Here is a 16973-nt window from a genome sequence, read left to right as displayed (position 1 = left end):
GGCGGCAGGCTGTCCCGTTAGGTGGACGCCTCTGGCCTGGGCCAAGGCGCAACCCAGACGGCAGCGGCCTTCAACTCCGGCTGCTTGGAATGGGGGCAGCCCAGCTCATGCATCAGCCGGTTGGCTTCACAGGCCTTGGCCTGGGTGGCCCCCCAGTGCATCGGCAGGAACACCGTGCCCGGCCGAATGCGATCGGTGAGTTGCACCCGGGCCGTCACGGAGCCGCGGCGGGAGCTCACTTGGGCCATGGCGCCATCCACCAGGCCATGGCGCTCGCCATCGGTGGGATGCACCTCCAGCAGCGGCTCAGGATGCTGTTTCACAATCCGCGCCACATGGGCCGTGCGCGTCATGGTGTGCCAATGGCCCAGGTAACGGCCCACGGTGAGCACCAGCGGGTAGGCGTCGCAGGGGGGTTCGGCTAAGCCCAGGGGCAGATCAGCCCACAGGCGGGCCCGACCGTTACCAGTGGGGAAGCGATGGCCTGCGGGAGCAGCCGGGAAGGCACACACCTCGCCATAGAGGCGCGCTTGGCCACCACCGGGCTGCGTACCTGCCGGAAAAGGCCACTGTTGGGGACCGTGCTGGGCCAGCAGGTCGTGGCTGAGGCCGCTCACTTCACACACCCGGCCGGCCGTGAGTGCCGTGAACTCCGCGTACACCTCCGCCGCTGAGCCGTAGCTGAACTGATCCACGAAACCCAGGCGGCGACCCAGCTCAGCAAAGATCGCCCAGTCAGCCCTGGCCTCACCCGGTGGATCCCGGAAGGCAGCACACAGGGTGACGCGGCGCTCGGAGTTGGTCATCACGCCGCTCTTCTCACTCCACTGGGCCGCCGGCAGCACCAGATGGGCCACCTCGGCCGTTTCCGTATCGGCGTAGGCCTCACTCAGCACCACCAGCGGGCAATTGGCCACCGCCGCCCGCACCCGATCCAGCGACGGCATGCTCACCAGGGGATTGGTGGCAGCCACCCACCACAGCCCCAGGTCTCCCCGCTCCATCGCCTCGATCTGCTGCCACACCGCCAGACCGGGTTCGGCCGCGATTGAACCGGGAGCGAAGCCCCAGTGCCGCTCCACCTCGGCGCGGTGCTCGGCGTTCGCCACAACGCGATAGCCCGGCAGCAGCTGGGCTAGGCCACCGGCCTCACGCCCCCCCATCGCATTGGGCTGGCCCGTGAGCGAAAAGGGGCCCGCCCCCTTCCTCCCGATCTGACCGGTGACCAGATGCAGATTGATGATCCCCGCCACCGTGGCGGTGCCCTCGCTGCTCTGGTTCACCCCCATGGACCAGAGGCTGAGCACTCCGGCCGAGCCAGCCCACCACTGGGCTAGCTGGTGCAGATCGGCTTCGCTGATCCCACAGAGATCACTCACCCGCTGCGGCGTCCAGACCTGCCATAGCGCCGCCAGTTCTGCGAAACCCTGCGTGTGGGCAGCCACGAAGCCCTGGTTGATCGCCGCGGCCTGCAACAACAGGTGGCCCACGCCGTGCAAGAGCACCAGATCCGTGCCGGGGCGGAGTGCCAGGTGCAGATCAGCGGCATCGCTGGTGGCCGTAGCCCGGGGATCCACCACCACCAGACGCAAGGCCTGTCTGTCTTTGCGTTTGCGCTTCAGCAGCCGCTGAAACAACACCGGATGGCACTCAGCCGTGTTGGTGCCAATCAGCACCACCAGGTCGGCCGCATCGAGATCGTCGTAACAGCAGGGAGGGCCATCGGAGCCGAGGCTGCGGGCATAGCCGGCCACCGCCGAACTCATGCACAGGCGTGAATTCGCATCGAAGTTGTTGCTGCCCAAGGCACCCTTGAGCAGCTTGTTGGCCACGTAGTAGTCCTCCGTGAGGAACTGCCCCGAGCCATAGATCGCCAGGCCAGCCGGACCCTGGTCCGCCAAAGTGCGACGAATCTGCGTCAGCAGCTGCTCAAAGGCCGCCTCCCAGCTGATGGGCTGAAACGGTTGGTCTCGGCGCTCCCGCCACAGCGGGGTGGTGAGCCTGTTGTGGTGAAGGGTTTCACCCACGGTGGCGCCCTTGACGCACACCTGGCCCAGGGAGGAGGGGTGCAGGCGATCTCCACGGGTTGTCCAGTGGGGGTCGCCTGCCGCCGCGGGCGGCTTGAGCTCCAGGCCGCAACCCACACCGCAGTACGGGCACTGGGCCAGGGCCGCTGCCGCAGGGGCGCTCACCACGTGCGGTAAGGCAAGAACTTGCCGTTCATCGTCACCACCACCCGATCCCCCTTGGGATCCTCCTGGCGGTCCACGGTGAGGCTGAAATCAATCGCCGACATAATCCCATCGCCGAACTTTTCCTGGATCACATCCTTCAAGGGCAGGCCATACACCTGCAGGATTTCGTAGAAGCGATAGAGCAGCGGATCCGTGGGGATCACCGGATCGAGGGCCCCTTTCACCGGGTAAGTGGTGAGCTGATCCAGCAGCTCAGCTCCGCCGCTACCCCCCAGCTCTAGGGCCTGCAGCAGCGCCTCGGCCTGCTCCGGCGTGGCCGTGGCCTGGCCATAGATCAGGCTCGCCACCCACACCTCATCGGCCCTCAAGCGCTGGCCGAGATCGGCGAAGCTGAGCCCAAGGCGGCGCTTGGCGGCCAACAGGGCGGCAGTGAGGGGAGAGAGGGCCATGGCGCTGCAGGCTGGAGCGGATCGATCGGCGGACCCTATGGATCAGGCCGATGCACTCAGGCAGCGGTTGCTACAGAACGAGGTGACGCAGGGCGCCAGCCCGGCACCGCTGCGTAGCTGCCTGCTCAGCGGCGGAGCCAGCCGACGCATGGGCCAAGACAAAGCGCTGCTCCCCCACCCCGAAGGCGGCTGCTGGCTAGAGCGCACGCTGCGGCTGCTGGCCGCGCTGCGAGCACCGATCACGCTCCTGAGCCGCTGGCCAGAGCACCTGGCCCTGGCTGGGCAGCTCGCTGAGCAACCCACGGCAGCTGCACCAGCCACTATCACCGTCCTGGCCGAGCCGTCTCCCTGGGAGGGGCCCTTGCTGGCCCTGCACCGTCTGATGGAACACCACCCCAACCAACGGCTGCTGCTCTGCCCGGTGGACATGCCCAATCTCACCCTGTCCGTGCTGGAAAGCCTGCTGGCCGCAGCTGAGGCCGCCCCTGGGGCCATCCACCTGGCCCACGACGGTGAGCGTCTGCAGCCCCTGCTCGGCCTCTACCCAAGCGGCCCCGCTCAACGCAATGGCCTGGCCGCCGCAATCGGCCAGGGGGAGCGCCGCCTGCAGAGCTGGCTCACCCACCAGCCCTGCCACCGCGTGACGCTGGACGCCCGCACGATCCGCAACCTGAACCGCCCCGACGACATCTGAGCTGCCCACGGGCGGGCCAGCAGACTGGACTCCGCTGCAGAGACGGCCGTCGCTCACCCCCGCGATCAGCTTCAGCGCCCCCTCGGCGTGCTGCGCCTCTCGCTCACAGCCCGCTGCAACCTGGCCTGCCCTTACTGCCTGCCCGATGGCCAGGAGCCACCGGGACTGCTGAACCTGGAGCAACGGTTGCAGCTGATCCAAGCGGCCGTGGCTCTTGGGGCCCAGAGCCTGCGGCTGACCGGCGGCGAACCGCTGCTGCACAGCCAGCTCGATGCGCTGATCAGCGCCGTACAGCCGTTGCGCGCCCAGGGCCTACGCGAGATCACCCTCACCAGCAACGGCACCCTGCTCAGCGCCAGCCGCGCCCACGCCCTGCGCGCCGCCGGCCTGGATCGCATCACGCTCAGTCTCGATGGAGCGGATGGAGCCAGTGTGGCCCGCATGGCGGGCTTAGCGGATGCCCGTGCCGGCAAGCGAGCTCTGACTGCAGTGCTTGAGGCGATCGAGCACGCCCGCGCCGCCGGCTTCGATCCAGCAGCGGGACAGCTGAAGCTCAACGCCGTGATCCAGCGCGGCCGCAACAACGATCAAGTGGTGCCGTTGGCCGGGCTCTGCCGCAACCAGGGCCTGGAACTCAGGCTGATCGAATACATGGATGTGGGCAACCGCAACGGTTGGAGCCCGGCCGATGTGGTGAGCGCCGCCGAGATGGTGCAGCAGATCAATGCCCGCTGGCCCTTGGAGCACCTCGGCCGCAAGCCACACGGCACCGCCAACCGCTGGCGCTACCGCGATGGAAACGGCTGCGTGGCTGTGGTGGCCTCGGTAAGCCAACCCTTCTGCGGCGACTGCAACCGCCTACGCGTCACCGCCGATGGCGTGGCCTACACCTGTCTGTTTTCCGCACCCGAGAGCGGAGTAGACCTCAAACCGTGGCTGCACCAGGGCGTGGACCCCGCGGAGCTAGAGCACACGATTTCAACCCTTTGGCGTCGGCGGGACGATCGCTACAGCGAAGAGCGCGACCAGAGACGGAACGTCGTTGGGGCTCCCTCAACCGTCTTGGCACGTGCCGAAATGGCTTATCTCGGGGGATAACTTGCCTGCCACCATCAGCCCTGGGAACCTGCCGTGATGCCCAGATCCACGGCCCTGAACACCATCCACCGCACAACCCTGGCCGTGGTGCTGACACTGGCAGGAGTGCCGTTGCTGTTGGTCAGCACACCCCGGGCACTGTCACAGCTCCCCCCAACTGCGCAACCCCTACTGGTCAGTGCTGCCGTCAGTCTCACCAATGTTCTGCAGGACCTAGCCTCGTCGTTCTCCCGCAGGCAACGGGGTCCGGCTCCCCAGTTCAACCTGTCAGCCTCCGGAATCCTCCAACGCCAGATCGAGCAGGGGGCACCAGTGGATGTCTTCCTCTCGGCCGGCAGCAAACAGATGGATGCCCTTGAGCGGGCCGGGCTTCTGCTGAAGGGAAGTCGCCGCAAACTGATCAGCAACCAACTGGTGCTGGTGGTGCCCACCAGCCAGCGGGGCATGCTCGGCTTCCGTGATCTCACAAGCCCCCGGATTCGCCGCATCGCCATCGGTGACAACGCGGTCCCGGCGGGTGATTACGGCCGCCAGGTTCTGCAGTACTACAAACTCACCACCACACTTCAACCAAAGCTCGTACCTCTTGGCTCAGTGCGCGCCGTGGCTGCCGCGGTCGCCAGTGGCAGCGTCGATGCGGGATTCGTGTATCGCAGTGATGTAGTTGGCGTGGCCAACCTTCGCATCACCGCTACGGCGCCAGCCACCAGTCATCAGCCAATTCTTTACTACGGCGCGGTCATCCAACGCAGTCGCCAGCCCAAGGCCGCCAAGGTCTATCTCGAAGGGTTAAGCAGCCCTGCGGCCCGCAATGCCTTCATGCGCGCCGGCTTTTCACCGCTGCCCTCTGGGGGCTGAACCACCACCATGCCCCCTGCAGTGGACACCCTCTGGTCCCCGCTGCTGCTCTCGCTGCGAGCAGCAGCCCTGGCGGTTCTCCTGCTGAGCCCTCCGGCAATCGGGGCTGCTCTACTGGTGAGGGGCTGGCACGGCCGGCGGCGGGCCCTAGCCGACCTGCTGCTGCTGTCACCGCTGGTGTTGCCGCCAACGGTATTGGGGTTTGTGTTGCTGCAATTGCTGGGCCCCAACGGGCCCATCGGGCAGCTCCTGCAGGCGATGGACATCACCGTGGTGTTCAGCTGGGGCGCCACGGTGATCAGCGCTGCCGTGGTGGCATTCCCGTTGATGTACCGCAGCACCCTGGCCTCCCTCGAACAACTCGACCCAGCCCTCGAGGCCGTGGCCCTGGGCTTGGGTTGCAGTCCAGTGCAGGTGCTCCGGCGCGTCACCCTGCCACTGATCCTCCCTGGCCTATGGGCCGGTCTGAGCCTCAGCGTTGCCCGGGCGCTCGGAGAATTCGGCACCACCATGATGCTGGCGGGCAACATCCCCGGCCGTACACAGACGCTGCCCCTCGCGATCTATAGCGCCGTCGAAAACGGCTCCCTACCCGAGGCCTGGCGGCTCACGGCCATGGTTCTCCTGCTCAACGGTGGCTGCCTGGTCTTGGTCGAAGGCCTCAACCGACGCCGATCCCCCAGGGTGGTGCACGGGCGTTCGGCCATCCATCCGGAGGAGGAAAGCTGTGTGGCGGCGCAACCGCTCAGGCCGCCCCAACCCGCTGCCCCTGCCGTTCTGCAGGTGGCCATTCAGCTCCACCGCGGAAGCTTTGAGCTGACTGTGCGCTGGAGCAGCCAGGTGCCACGGTTGGCGGTGCTGGGCCCGTCTGGGGCCGGCAAGACCCTCTTGCTGCGCTGCATCGCCGGGCTTGAGCGGCCGCAACACTGCCGCATCCAACTGGGTGAGCGGCTGCTCTGCGATAGCGACCATGGGGTCTGGGTCGCACCGCAGCACCGGCGGATCGCCATGGTGTTTCAGCAACATGCGCTCTTCCCCCACCTCTGCGTCGCCGCCAATGTGGCGTTTGGGCTGAGCCAGCTCAGCCGCGAACAGCGACATTCTCGGGTGGCGATGCTGCTGGCAGCGGTGGGACTTGAGGGGCAGGCACGGCTGTTTCCAGATCAGTTATCAGGAGGCCAGTGTCAGCGGGTGGCCCTGGCACGAGCCCTGGCAATCGAGCCCGAGTTGTTGTTGTTGGATGAGCCCCTCAACTCCCAGGACAGTTTCCGTCGGCAGCAATTGCAGCACTTGGTCGACAGCCTGCAGCGCAGCACTGGAACCCCCATCCTGTTGGTCACGCACGACATCGATGAAGCCCACCGGCTGAGCGATGAACTGCTGGTGATCGATGGCGGACGCCTCATCCGCCAGGGAGAAACCCAGGAACTGTTTACCCATCCCCGGCAGCTGGCTGTGGCCAAGCTCATGGGCTGCAAGAACCTCAGCCCAATCCACTGGCTGAGCGCCGATCGGTGCCTGGCTGAGACCTGGGGCCTTGTGATCAAGGCAGCACAACCGTCGTCCCCAGCCGCTCCGAATTGGATTGGCCTGCAGGCCCATGACCTACGTCTCTGCACCATCGGCAGCACGAAGGCTTGCCCCGAGCTGATCGTGAATCCCTGCCGGCTGATCAATGTGAGCCATGGCGGCCTGCAGGTCAGCACCTATGTACAGATCGGCGCAAGTGCCTTCGCTATTGAAGTGGGACTACAAGCCTGGCAATGGCGACAGCTACAAGGTCAGGCCAACGAGCTCGAGCTGGTGATCCCAAGGACGGCCATCCTGTGGCTGGAGTCTTGAACCGAGCGGTGCAGGAGCCAGCCGCGGCATGAGCCCCATCGCAGATCACAACCAATGCCGGGGGTAGGGAGATGCACCAGGCACCCAGCGGCTGAAGCCCCAGGCCAGCAGCACCAAAAGCATCGAGCCACTCAACACCGGAAACAGCAGAAAGCCCCAGGCCACCTTCAGATACACCGCAAGGAAGGCCATCCCGCCGGCGGGCGGATGCAAGCAACGCAACTGTTGCCCCATGAGGATCGTGAGGCCCACGGCCAAGGCCAGCACCAGAGGCCCTTGCCCGGCGGTGCTCACCAGGGCCACACCCACCAGGGCACCGAGCAGATTGCCGAGCACGATGTTGCGCGGCTGGGCCAGGGGGCTGGCGGGGTAGCCAAACAGCAGCACGCAAGAAGCACCCAACGGCGCCACGATGAGCAGCTGGCCGCTCCACAGGGAGAGCAGGCCCAGGAACAGCACCGCGCCGAGCGCCGCCAGCGACGTGACCCCGATCTGGTTGAACCGAAAGCGGGGCTGATAGCGCCGACCGCGGCGGCGTTCACGCCGAACCACCACGTGCAGGCGACGCAGCCCGCTCACCCTGCTGGCTCCGTGAACCGCGGCAGCAGCTGCACCAGGTTGCAGGGGCGGGTGGCTTCATCGAGCTGGGCGGAGATCAGTCGATCCCAGGCGGTCTGCACGGCATCCAGCGAACCAGGCAGCACAAAGATCACGGTGCCATTGGCCACGCCCGCCAGGCAGCGGCTCTGGAGAGTGCTCGTACCGATCGTTTCAAAGGAGAGCACCCGAAACAGCTCGCCAAAACCCTCGATCGTTTTATCGAGCAGCGGAGCAACGGCCTCAGGGGTGCCATCACGGCCGGTGAGGCCGGTGCCGCCGCTGGTGATCACCACCTGCACGGCGGGATCGGCGATCCAACGGCTCAGCTCAGCACGGATCTGATAACGATCATCACGCCTGATCCGGCGCTCCGCCAGCCGGTGGCCGGCGGCTTCGATCCGCTGCTGGAGCGCATCACCCGAACGATCATCCGCCAAGGTGCGGGTGTCAGACACCGTGAGCAAGGCGATGGCGAGGCTCAAATCGGAGGCAACGGCGCTGAAGCCATGGTCGCAAGGGATCGCGCGCAGGGCTGGTTAGCGTTGTTGCCATGGCTGGGCTGTCTGCGGGGAAGATCCGGATCCTGCTGTTCGCCGGGCTGCGCGAGCAGGCGGGCTGGGCTGAGCAGCAGTGGCCGGCAGCCCCCCAACCTGATTCCGTACTCACCCCCCGTCAGCTCTGGTTGAAATTGCATTTGCCAGGCGCGCTCGATCAACAGGTGCGCGTAGCCATCAATCAGCAGTTCGCCGACGCCGACACCCCCCTGCAACCAGGCGATGAGCTCGCTTTCCTGCCGCCGATCAGCGGAGGCTGAAGCGAAGACCATGCAGCTCAGGATCGATCTCCACAGCACCTGCTTCGAACCCCTGGAGGTTCTGGAGCGATGGCAGACGGAGCTGAAAGGCCTGGGGATCGCCGAAAGCGCCGCTGAAAGCCTGTTCGTTGGTCGCGTGCGGGACACGGCTGCCGATGGCACCCTCCTAGAGGCCCTGGAGCTCGAGCACTACCCAGGCATGACCGAGCAGCAGCTGGAGCAGCTCGCTGTGAACTGTTGCAACCGCCACGGGGTGAGTAGCTGCCTGGTACAGCACCGCATCGGTCGGGTGATCCCAGGTGAGGCGATCGTGCTGGTCGCCATCGGCGCCAACCGCCGCGGACCCGCCCAGCGCTGCTGCCAGGAACTACTGGAGGCGCTCAAACACCACGCCCCCTTCTGGAAACGCGAGTGGCGCACCGATGGCAGCAGCGAGTGGCTGAGCGGTAACACACCGCTTTGAACCTGCAGGTTCAGCTACCTCTTGCACGGACCGGTGGCAACAGAGCCGGTGGCAGCAGAGCTTCGACCGCGAGAACCAACGCTTCAGCCTTCCCAGCCCAGACGACGTGGTCACCACTATCTGTTGCAGCTGAAAGCCCCACACCACTCAAAACACAGGCAAGCGCAACAGCTGCGCCCACAGCTCCGTGCCCGCCTCCAGGCTCCCAAGTTCCGCCGGGATCTCCAACAGCAGATCAGCCCCCTGCAGCGAGCCGATCCGCGAGGAGGCCTGCGACCCTGCGACCCGCGCCGACAGCCCGCCATCAGCCGCCACCGCCAACTGGGCCCGGGCCAGCTCAGGCCGGCCGGCACCACGGCGCAACGGCGCCTCCAGCTGCACCTTCAGCCGGGGTAACAGCTGCAGCTCAGCCCCCTCGAGCCGCTGCAGCGCCGGCCAGAGCAACTGCAGCGCCGTGATCGCCGCCGCCACCGGATTGCCCGGCAGACCAAAAAACGGCACACCCGCCAGCTGGCCCCAGGCGAAGGGGCGACCGGGTTTGAGGAACAGCTTCCAGAACCGCACCTCTCCCAGCTCATCCACGAGCGGCCTGATCCAGTCACTGTCGCCGGCGGACACCCCGCCTGTGCCCACAACCACATCACAACTCTGGGCCAGATCCCGCAGGGCGATGCGCAACGGCTCCGGCTGGTCAACGACCACCCTTTGCTCGGCAAGCACATACCCCAACCGCTGCAGCAGAGCACACAACAAGGTGCTGTTGCTCTCCCAGATCTGGCCTGGTCCCCGCTGCAGCCCAGGTTGCAGCAACTCATCACCGCTGATCAGCAGCCCCACGCGCGGCCGGCGCGTGACCACCAGCTCCTGCAGCCCGCAACTGGCCAGGCGCCCCAGATCCGCCGCGCCCAGGCGTTGACCCGCGGGCACCAGCTCCTGGCCCGGTGCGGCCTCCTCCTGGGGGTGACGAATCCATGTGTTGGGCCCGCAGGGTTGGAACAGCTCGAGCTCCTCGCCCTCACCAACCACCCCCACCAGCTCCTGCGGCAGCACCCGCTCACTGCCCTCGGGCACCACGGCACCGGTGAGGATGCGCACCGCTTCGCCCGCCGCGAGGGCCGAACCGTAAGGCGTGCCGGCAGCCGAAACACCCACCAGGCTCCATCGCGTGCCAATGGCGGGAACGGCCCCACCAGCAATGGCGTAGCCATCCATGATCGAGGCGCGGAAGCCCGGCACCGCCGCCGGAGCCAGCACCGCTGCCCCTGTGGTGCGCCCCAGGCAGGCAGCCAGGGGCAACGACTCCCGCAGGCCCAGCGGCTGCAGGTGCTCCAAAATCGTCGCCCGGGCCTGCTCCAGCGGCAGCCCTTCACGGCCGTAGGGCTCAGTCATGGCGCTGCCAGTCGCCATGGCGCCCGCCGCTCTTGCTGAGCAGTCGCACCGGGCCGATCGTCATGGCCGGATCGGCGGATTTGAGCATGTCGTAGAGGGTGAGCAGCCCCACCTGCACGGCAGTGAGCGCTTCCATCTCCACCCCGGTGCTGCCGGTGGTGCGAGCGCTGGCCTCCAGACGCAACGTGCTGCCGTCGCTACTGGGCTCAATCGTGACCTCCACGCCGCTGAGGGCAATCGGATGGCAGAGCGGGATCAACTCCCAGGTGCGTTTCGCCGCCTGGATCGCCGCCACCCTGGCCACCGCCAAAACGTCGCCCTTGGGCGCCCGCCCCTCAAGAACCAGGTCGAGCACCTCGGGCTGCATCACCAGAAAGCCCTCGGCCGTGGCCTCACGGCGGGTGGGTGGGCGATCGCCCACCTCAACCATGTGCACCTGCCCGGCCGCATTGAGATGGGTCAGCTCTGCCATGGCATCCCAATCCGAAGACCCACAGCATGGCCGGCTGGGCCTTCAACTGCTGCAGCACAGGCCGGCCAGGTTGACTCCAGCCCCTCCTCAACTCGCCCAGACCTGCAGCGCCTGGCTTCCCCACTGCTCCAAGGTCACCCCAGGGAGCAGAACCCACTGTTGGTTGAAAGGCAGCTCAACGCGCACGCCCTCGGCACTGCCGAGCACACGGGCCTGTTGACCTTCGCCCCAGAAGCCCCGCAGATCGAGTCGATCCTGGGTGGGATCAAAGCCTGCGATCGTCAGCTGACGGCCCCAGGCGTAGCCGAGGCGAAACTGCTCCGCCTGGTCGCCGCGGGCCTGCAGTCGCGTGTCGCCACTGCCGACCAGCACATCGACCGTTGGAGCCGACACCCCGGCACCAACGCCACCGGTGATCGGATCGACCGGGGTGATCGGTGCTGGCTCTGCGGCCGGTTGGCTGGAAGCTTCAGTGACAGCTGCGGTCAGCACCAGAGCTCCATCGAGGCTGGATAGTTGCCCACCTCCTGGGATCAGGCCCTGCACGTAAGAGCGGGCAGTCGTACCCGGCTGCAGGGTCGTGCCCCAGCTGGGCGGGCTCAGGGTCACCTGCCAGGTGCCATCGGCCTGGCGCCGTTGCTGCATGGTGAAGTCGGACAGGCCCCGCAACTCATAACGGCTGTTGAAGCTGACGCTCCACTGGCTGAGGGCTTGCCCACCGGGGTTGGTCAGCAGGAGCTGACCCTCAAAGGCACCGCTCCACTGGCTGCTGAGCTGCAGCGCCACAGCAATGCCACCGCTGTCCACAGGCGTTGTCGCTGCAGGGCTTTCGGGCAACTGCGGGTCCACCGGCACCGGCTGGGGAATCACCGGCTGGGTTTGCAGCTCCACTGGAAGTGCGGGGCCGCCGTTAGCCGGATCCTCCAGCACATCGGCCAGGTCAAACTGACCATTGCCACCCACAATCGCGTCAAAGCGCAACCCTGACGCGGCAGCAATCTCAGCAAAGCTGCGGCCATCCAGCCAGAAGTCGGCAGCCGCCTCAACCAGACTGTCCGGATCACCGACCGCGTCATTCGTGAGGTCCCAGAACATCACACCACCGAGTCCCTTCTCACGCGCCCAGGCACTCTTGAGGGCAATCGTGGCGGGGGTCTCAAACGAACTGAAGGTCTGCTGCGCTGCATTCCAGAGGTAGGCAGCCTGAGCGTTGTCGTCCCAGATCAATTGCCAACCGCCGGCACGCAGCTGGGCCAGCACATCCTTGTAGTCATAGACGCCGGCCTCAAAGCTGCCAGGGGCAGCCCCGGCGGCACTGTCGCCATAGCCGAAATCAACCACGCCGTAGTCGTCTGGACTGGATTGCACCCCCTTCCAGGCGCGGGTGTAAGCGGGAGCACCGAGCACGATCTGCGAAGGATCAACGCCGGCCTGCAGGTAGCGATCAATCGCCGTGCTGATGTCGTAGCCGATCGCATCTCCTCGCAGTGGCACCTGATGGCCGGTTGAGGCCTCCCAAGTGCCGTGGAAGTCGTAGGTCATCACATTGAAGAAGTCGACAAACTCCTTCAGTTCGCTCAAGTGAAAGCCGGGGATCTTGTCGACCCCGGCAGCCGAGGCCACCGAGATCTCGTAGCGGCGGCCCAGCTCACCGCCAAGGCCATCAAGCTTCTGGCGCAGCAGCTGCAAGGTGGCAACGTAGTTGGCGCCGTCGGCGGTCGAGGCGGCGTTGCTCTCAAGGCCGCCGCCACCGGGATACTCCCAGTCGAAATCGACCCCGTCGAACATGGTGTAAGTGCGCAGGAAGTCGACCACGGACTGGGTAAACACCTCGCGCTCAGCGGCGCTGTCGAGGCTGGTTGAGAAGTTGCCCGACAAAGTCCAGCCGCCGATCGCGATGCTGGTGCGCAGGTGAGGATGCAGGGCCTTCAGTTCGGCGATCTGGTTGAAGTTGCCCCAGACGCTCTGGCCGCTGCGGGGATCCTCTGCCGGGTAGAACCAGCTGTCGGCCTCACCACCGACGGCGTCCTGCGGATCCGTGAAGCGCTTTTCAGTGGCGGCATAGCTGTCGAACAGCGCCATCCGCCCATCGCTGCCGATGCGGGCAAAGGCATAGATCAGGTGAGTGAGGCGATCCGCCGGCACATCGGCGATCTGCACATCCCGCCCATAGATGCCCCACTCCGGGAAGTAGGCCGCCACGATCGGCGTGTTGGTCACAGGGTTCTCCAAAGAGCCGGTCTCCGTTCACTGGAGACACCGTGCCTGCAGTCCCGGGGCGGGCACATCCTTCAGCTGAAGGGTTGTTCAGCGCGCCAGGCCCAGGCGCACCGCCAACGCAGCAGCTGCGGCCCGATCGCTCACCTGCAGCTTGTGGAGGATCTTCTGCACATGATCGCGGGCCGTCACCTCGGCGATCTGAAGCCGTGCGGCGATCTGGCGGTTGGTGAGACCTTCGGCAAGCAGCGGCAACACCTCCAGCTCGCGCCGGCTGAGGGCGTCGGCTGCGGGCCCCTGGCTGCTCAACAGAGGCTCGCAGGCTGGACCGCAGTAGCGCACCCCCTGGTTGATGGCGGCCAGAGCGCGGGCGAGTTCACCGCTGCCGAAGTCATCACTGCAGACCAGGGCATGCACCCCCGCCCGCCAGGCGGCCTGAACCAGAGCCGGCTGCAAGGGGCCAGCCATCGCCATCAGGATGGTGGGTGGGTTCACGCTTCGCTGCAGCGCCTCCACCAATGGCAGCACCGAACCGTCGCTCAAGGACTCTTCGATGAAGAGCAGCACATCGCCCGCTTCGGCCGGCAGCTGCTCACGCACGGCAGCAGCCGAATCGCAGACGGCCAACAAGCGCTGCGGCAGATGCGGCGGCTGAGGATCAAGCTCGCTCAGCCGGATCGTCAGCAGATTGGCGTAGGGGCGATGGGTAGTGGCAATCAGCAATCGCCAACTCTGAAGCTGCTGATGGACTTGGCCGGTGAAGGCCCGCAATTGCCCGGGATCAGGCTCGACGCCATGGGGGGTCATGTCGACAAATAGGGCGGGCGCGCCGGTTGAACAGGTTCAAGAGGCCCCACCACCACCGCCGTGCCGTAGCAGAGCACCTCCGTGGCGCCGCCACTGCCACTGGTGACGTCGGAACCGTCGTAGCGCGTGCCGACGATGGCGTTCGCCCCCAGAAGCCGGGCGTGCTCAACCATCTGGTTGTAGGCAGCTTCACGGGTCTGCTCACACATCTGCGTGTAAGCGCCGATGCGTCCGCCGACAATCTGTTTGAGGCTGCCTAGAAATCCCTGCACCAGCGTTGGCGAGCGCACCACGATCCCACGCACGATGCCCTTGTACTCGTGGATGGCGTAGCCCTCAATCGTGAAGGTGGTGGTCACGAACATCAGCTGCAGCGGCAGGGCCAGCGAAGCGCTAGTGGCGTTCTAGCCGGGGCGATGGACCGGGCATTTGCTGAACTGGAGCGATCTGCGGCCCCGGCCCGTGCGCCTCTCGCGCCCCTCCACGACCCTCTGCGCCTTCGTCACCCTGCTGAACGACCGGCTGGGGGAAAGCATCGTGTTTCCACTGCTGCCGTTCCTGCTGGCGAGCTTCACCAGCAATGGCCGCACCCTCGGCCTGCTGGCCGGTAGCTACGCCATCGCCCAGTTCGCCTTCACACCACTGATCGGTGCCCTCAGCGATCGCTTCGGCCGCAAACCCGTGATCAGCGCCTGCGTGGCCGGGTCGGTGCTGGGGCTCAGCCTGTTCGCCATCACCGTGAGCATCAACTGGGAGGCGATCCCCTGGGCAGCGGGCACAGCCCTGCCCCTCGCGCTGTTGTTCGGCGCGCGGTTGATCGATGGGGTGAGCGGCGGCACCGCCGCCACCGCCGGCGCGGTGCTGGCGGACATCTCCACACCGGAAAACCGCGCCAAGGCCTTCGGCCTGATCGGCGTGGCCTTCGGGCTGGGCTTCATCCTCGGCCCGGCCTTCGGAGGCTTGCTGGCGGGCGTGAACGTGACCCTGCCGGTGTGGGCCGCCGCTGGTTTTGCCCTGCTCAACCTGGTGCTGGTGCTGACGCTGCTGCCTGAAACCCATCCGGCGGAGGAGCGCCGGGCCATGCCCCGCAAGCGGGATCTCAACCCCCTGAGCGCCCTGCAACGGGTGTTCACCAATCCCCAGGTGCGGCGGTTGTGTGCCGCCTTCTTCCTCTTTTTCCTCGCCTTCAACGGCTTCACCGCCGTGCTGGTGCTCTATTTCAAACAGGCCTTCAACTGGGGCCCAGGGCTGGCCACCATGGCCTTCCTGGTGGTCGGCGTGGTGGCCACCGTGGTGCAGGGAGGGCTGATCGGCCCCCTGGTGGAGCGCTTCGGTGAGTGGCGCCTCACGCTGGCAGGCCTGGGCTTCGTGATCGCCGGCTGCCTGCTGATCCCCCTAGCCACGATCAGCACGGCCCAGCCGGTGGTGTTCAGCGCCGTAGCGATCCTGGCCATGGGCACCGGCCTGGTCACCCCCTGCCTGCGGGCCCTAGTCTCCCGTCGGCTGGATGCCTCGGGCCAGGGTGCGGCCCTGGGCAGCCTCCAGGGGCTGCAGAGCCTGGGCAGCTTTGTGGGGCCACCCCTGGCCGGCCTGGCTTACGACCTGATCGGCCAACGCAGTCCCTTCTGGCTGGGCATCCTGCTGCTCACGGGCGTGGCCCTGCTGGTGGCCGGGGGACTGCCAGGCAGCGCCGTCAAGCCAGAGCAGCACACAAACTGACGGACCTCGATTGCTACCTTGCCAAGGGCGCACGGTGGGCATCAATGGCAGAACCAGTCGTCGCTCCGGAGCACTACGTCAACCGAGAGCTGAGCTGGATTGCCTTCAACCAGCGGGTACTGGCCCAGGCCCTGAGTGAACACACGCCGTTGTTAGAGCAGGCCAAGTTCAGCGCCATCTTTAGCAATAACCTCGACGAATTTTTCATGGTGCGAGTGGCTTCACTGAAGTCACAAGAAGAAGCCGGTGTGCAAACCCTGAGCGACGACGGCCTCACCCCCACCCAGCAGCTGGCCAGAATCCGGGAGAGCCTGCACCCGCTACTGGAGCAGCAGCAGGCCCACTACCGCCTCTACCTGAAGCACCAACTGGCGGAGCACGGCGTCCACCTCATGGACTATGCCCGTCTCAACCACCGCCAGCAGGAGTGGGTGGATGACTACTTCCAGAACGCCATTTTTCCGGTACTCACGCCGCTGGCCGTCGACCCAGCGCACCCCTTTCCCTTCATCAGCAACCTCAGCCTCAACATCGCCGCACTGATTCGCGACCCCGACAGCGGCCAGCAGCAATTCGCGCGGGTGAAGGTGCCCCAGAAGAACCTGCCGCGGTTTGTGGAGCTGCCGGTTGAGCTCAGTGACCACGAGCCCACGCCGCTGTTCACGGCGGTTCCCCTGGAACAGGTGGTGGCCTTCAACCTCAACCTGCTGTTCCCCGGCATGGAGATCGAGGGCCACTACTTCTTCCGCGTCACCCGCGACGCCGACTTGGAACTGCGCGACCTCGAGGCCGACGACCTGATGGAAGCCCTACAACAGGGCCTGCGCAAACGCCGGATGGGCGGTGAAGTGGTGCGCATCGAGGTAGCCAATGAGATGCCCGATGCCGTGGTGGATCTTCTGCTGGAGGGCACCGCCGTGGAACCGGCCGACCTCTACCGGATCAACGGGCCTCTCGGCCTCGACGATCTGATGAGCCTGATGGCGGTGCCGTTGCCGAACCTCAAGGACAAACCCCATCGCGGCCGCACCCACAAGGCCCTGGCTAGGGCCCAGAAGAGCCTGCTGGAGGACGGGTCGATCAAAGCCGAAGAATTCGAGAGCATCTTCTCGGTGCTGCGCCGGGGCGATGTGCTGCTGCATCACCCCTTCGATCTGTTCGCCACCTCCGTGGAGGAGTTCATCAACCAGGCCGCCGACGACGCCTCGGTACTGGCCATCAAGATGACCCTCTACCGCGTCTCCAAGGACTCTCCGATCATCAAGGCCCTGATCCGCGCTGCCGAAAACGGCAAGCAGGTGATGGCCCTGGTGGAACTCAAGGCCCGCTTCGACGAGGACAACAACATCCAGTGGG

At 66.3% G+C, this 16973-nt stretch carries 17 protein-coding genes; 8 read left to right on the top strand and 9 right to left on the bottom strand.

Annotated features, from left to right (window positions below; genetic code table 11):
- Positions 1-17 precede the first annotated feature (17 nt).
- Entirely contained in the window at positions 18-2192 is a 2175-nt protein-coding gene (locus KBZ14_RS12240) for a molybdopterin oxidoreductase family protein (RefSeq protein ID WP_255118619.1), read from the bottom strand.
- Positions 2189-2644 carry a cyanase gene (cynS, locus tag KBZ14_RS12235; RefSeq protein WP_255118618.1) on the bottom strand — a complete coding sequence of 152 codons (456 nt, stop codon included), beginning with the start codon at positions 2642-2644 and terminating at the stop codon, positions 2189-2191. The genes KBZ14_RS12240 and cynS overlap by 4 nt, the downstream gene beginning before the upstream one ends.
- Positions 2645-2681: 37 nt before the next feature.
- On the opposite strand from cynS, the gene KBZ14_RS12230 reads away from it, so the two are divergent.
- From KBZ14_RS12230 to modB, 4 genes are all read left to right on the top strand, one after another.
- On the top strand, positions 2682-3338 hold the full coding sequence (locus KBZ14_RS12230; protein WP_255118617.1) for a molybdenum cofactor guanylyltransferase: 657 nt from the start codon (positions 2682-2684) through the stop codon (positions 3336-3338).
- 90 nt (positions 3339-3428) lie between these two features.
- Positions 3429-4436: a GTP 3',8-cyclase MoaA gene (locus KBZ14_RS12225; RefSeq protein WP_255118670.1), complete on the top strand. Its 1008-nt coding sequence runs from the start codon at positions 3429-3431 to the stop codon at positions 4434-4436.
- Positions 4437-4472: 36 nt separating this feature from the next.
- The gene (gene modA, locus KBZ14_RS12220) at positions 4473-5294 is read left to right on the top strand and encodes a molybdate ABC transporter substrate-binding protein (protein WP_255118616.1); all 822 of its coding nucleotides are present in this window, start codon (positions 4473-4475) and stop codon (positions 5292-5294) included.
- A 9-nt stretch (positions 5295-5303) separates the two neighbouring features.
- On the top strand, positions 5304-7136 hold the full coding sequence (gene modB, locus KBZ14_RS12215) for a molybdate ABC transporter permease subunit (protein ID WP_255118615.1): 1833 nt from the start codon (positions 5304-5306) through the stop codon (positions 7134-7136).
- Between the two features lie 45 nt (positions 7137-7181).
- Here the strand turns inward: modB and KBZ14_RS12210 are convergent, their stop codons facing one another.
- Complete coding sequence (locus KBZ14_RS12210; RefSeq protein ID WP_255118614.1) at positions 7182-7715, bottom strand: HPP family protein; 534 nt, start codon at positions 7713-7715, stop codon at positions 7182-7184.
- Positions 7712-8218, bottom strand: coding sequence for a molybdenum cofactor biosynthesis protein B (moaB, locus tag KBZ14_RS12205; protein WP_255118613.1), 507 nt, complete (start codon positions 8216-8218; stop codon positions 7712-7714). The genes KBZ14_RS12210 and moaB overlap by 4 nt, the downstream gene beginning before the upstream one ends.
- Positions 8219-8286: 68 nt before the next feature.
- On the opposite strand from moaB, the gene KBZ14_RS12200 reads away from it, so the two are divergent.
- Positions 8287-8550 carry a MoaD/ThiS family protein gene (locus tag KBZ14_RS12200; protein WP_255118612.1) on the top strand — a complete coding sequence of 88 codons (264 nt, stop codon included), beginning with the start codon at positions 8287-8289 and terminating at the stop codon, positions 8548-8550.
- Between the two features lie 10 nt (positions 8551-8560).
- A complete protein-coding gene (locus tag KBZ14_RS12195) occupies positions 8561-9013 on the top strand; it encodes a molybdopterin synthase catalytic subunit (protein WP_255118611.1) in 453 nt (150 codons plus the stop codon).
- 147 nt (positions 9014-9160) lie between these two features.
- On the opposite strand, the gene KBZ14_RS12190 is transcribed toward KBZ14_RS12195, so the two are convergent.
- From KBZ14_RS12190 to KBZ14_RS12170, 5 genes are all read right to left on the bottom strand, one after another.
- Positions 9161-10420 carry a molybdopterin molybdotransferase MoeA gene (locus KBZ14_RS12190; protein ID WP_255118610.1) on the bottom strand — a complete coding sequence of 420 codons (1260 nt, stop codon included), beginning with the start codon at positions 10418-10420 and terminating at the stop codon, positions 9161-9163.
- Positions 10395-10874, bottom strand: a complete 480-nt coding sequence (gene moaC, locus KBZ14_RS12185; protein ID WP_255118609.1) for a cyclic pyranopterin monophosphate synthase MoaC — start codon at positions 10872-10874, stop codon at positions 10395-10397. The genes KBZ14_RS12190 and moaC overlap by 26 nt, the downstream gene beginning before the upstream one ends.
- Before the next feature lie 87 nt (positions 10875-10961).
- Positions 10962-13094 carry a glycosyl hydrolase family 18 protein gene (locus tag KBZ14_RS12180; protein WP_255118608.1) on the bottom strand — a complete coding sequence of 711 codons (2133 nt, stop codon included), beginning with the start codon at positions 13092-13094 and terminating at the stop codon, positions 10962-10964.
- An 87-nt stretch (positions 13095-13181) separates the two neighbouring features.
- Positions 13182-13814, bottom strand: a complete 633-nt coding sequence (locus KBZ14_RS12175; RefSeq protein WP_255118607.1) for a helix-turn-helix transcriptional regulator — start codon at positions 13812-13814, stop codon at positions 13182-13184.
- Between the two features lie 80 nt (positions 13815-13894).
- Positions 13895-14263 carry a YbjQ family protein gene (locus KBZ14_RS12170; RefSeq protein WP_255118606.1) on the bottom strand — a complete coding sequence of 123 codons (369 nt, stop codon included), beginning with the start codon at positions 14261-14263 and terminating at the stop codon, positions 13895-13897.
- A 97-nt stretch (positions 14264-14360) separates the two neighbouring features.
- Between KBZ14_RS12170 and KBZ14_RS12165 the strand changes: the two genes are divergently transcribed.
- Positions 14361-15617 carry an MFS transporter gene (locus tag KBZ14_RS12165; protein WP_255118669.1) on the top strand — a complete coding sequence of 419 codons (1257 nt, stop codon included), beginning with the start codon at positions 14361-14363 and terminating at the stop codon, positions 15615-15617.
- 44 nt (positions 15618-15661) lie between these two features.
- Positions 15662-16973, top strand: a 1312-nt coding sequence (locus KBZ14_RS12160; RefSeq protein ID WP_255118605.1) for a polyphosphate kinase, incomplete at its 3' end; no start/stop codon positions are given.

The sequence above is a fragment of the Synechococcus sp. HJ21-Hayes genome, assembly GCF_024345835.1.
In the GTDB taxonomy this organism is placed as follows: Bacteria; Cyanobacteriota; Cyanobacteriia; order PCC-6307; family Cyanobiaceae; genus Vulcanococcus.
The sequence above is the reverse complement of the archived record's forward strand: the minus strand, read 5'-3'. Positions and strand labels throughout refer to the sequence as shown.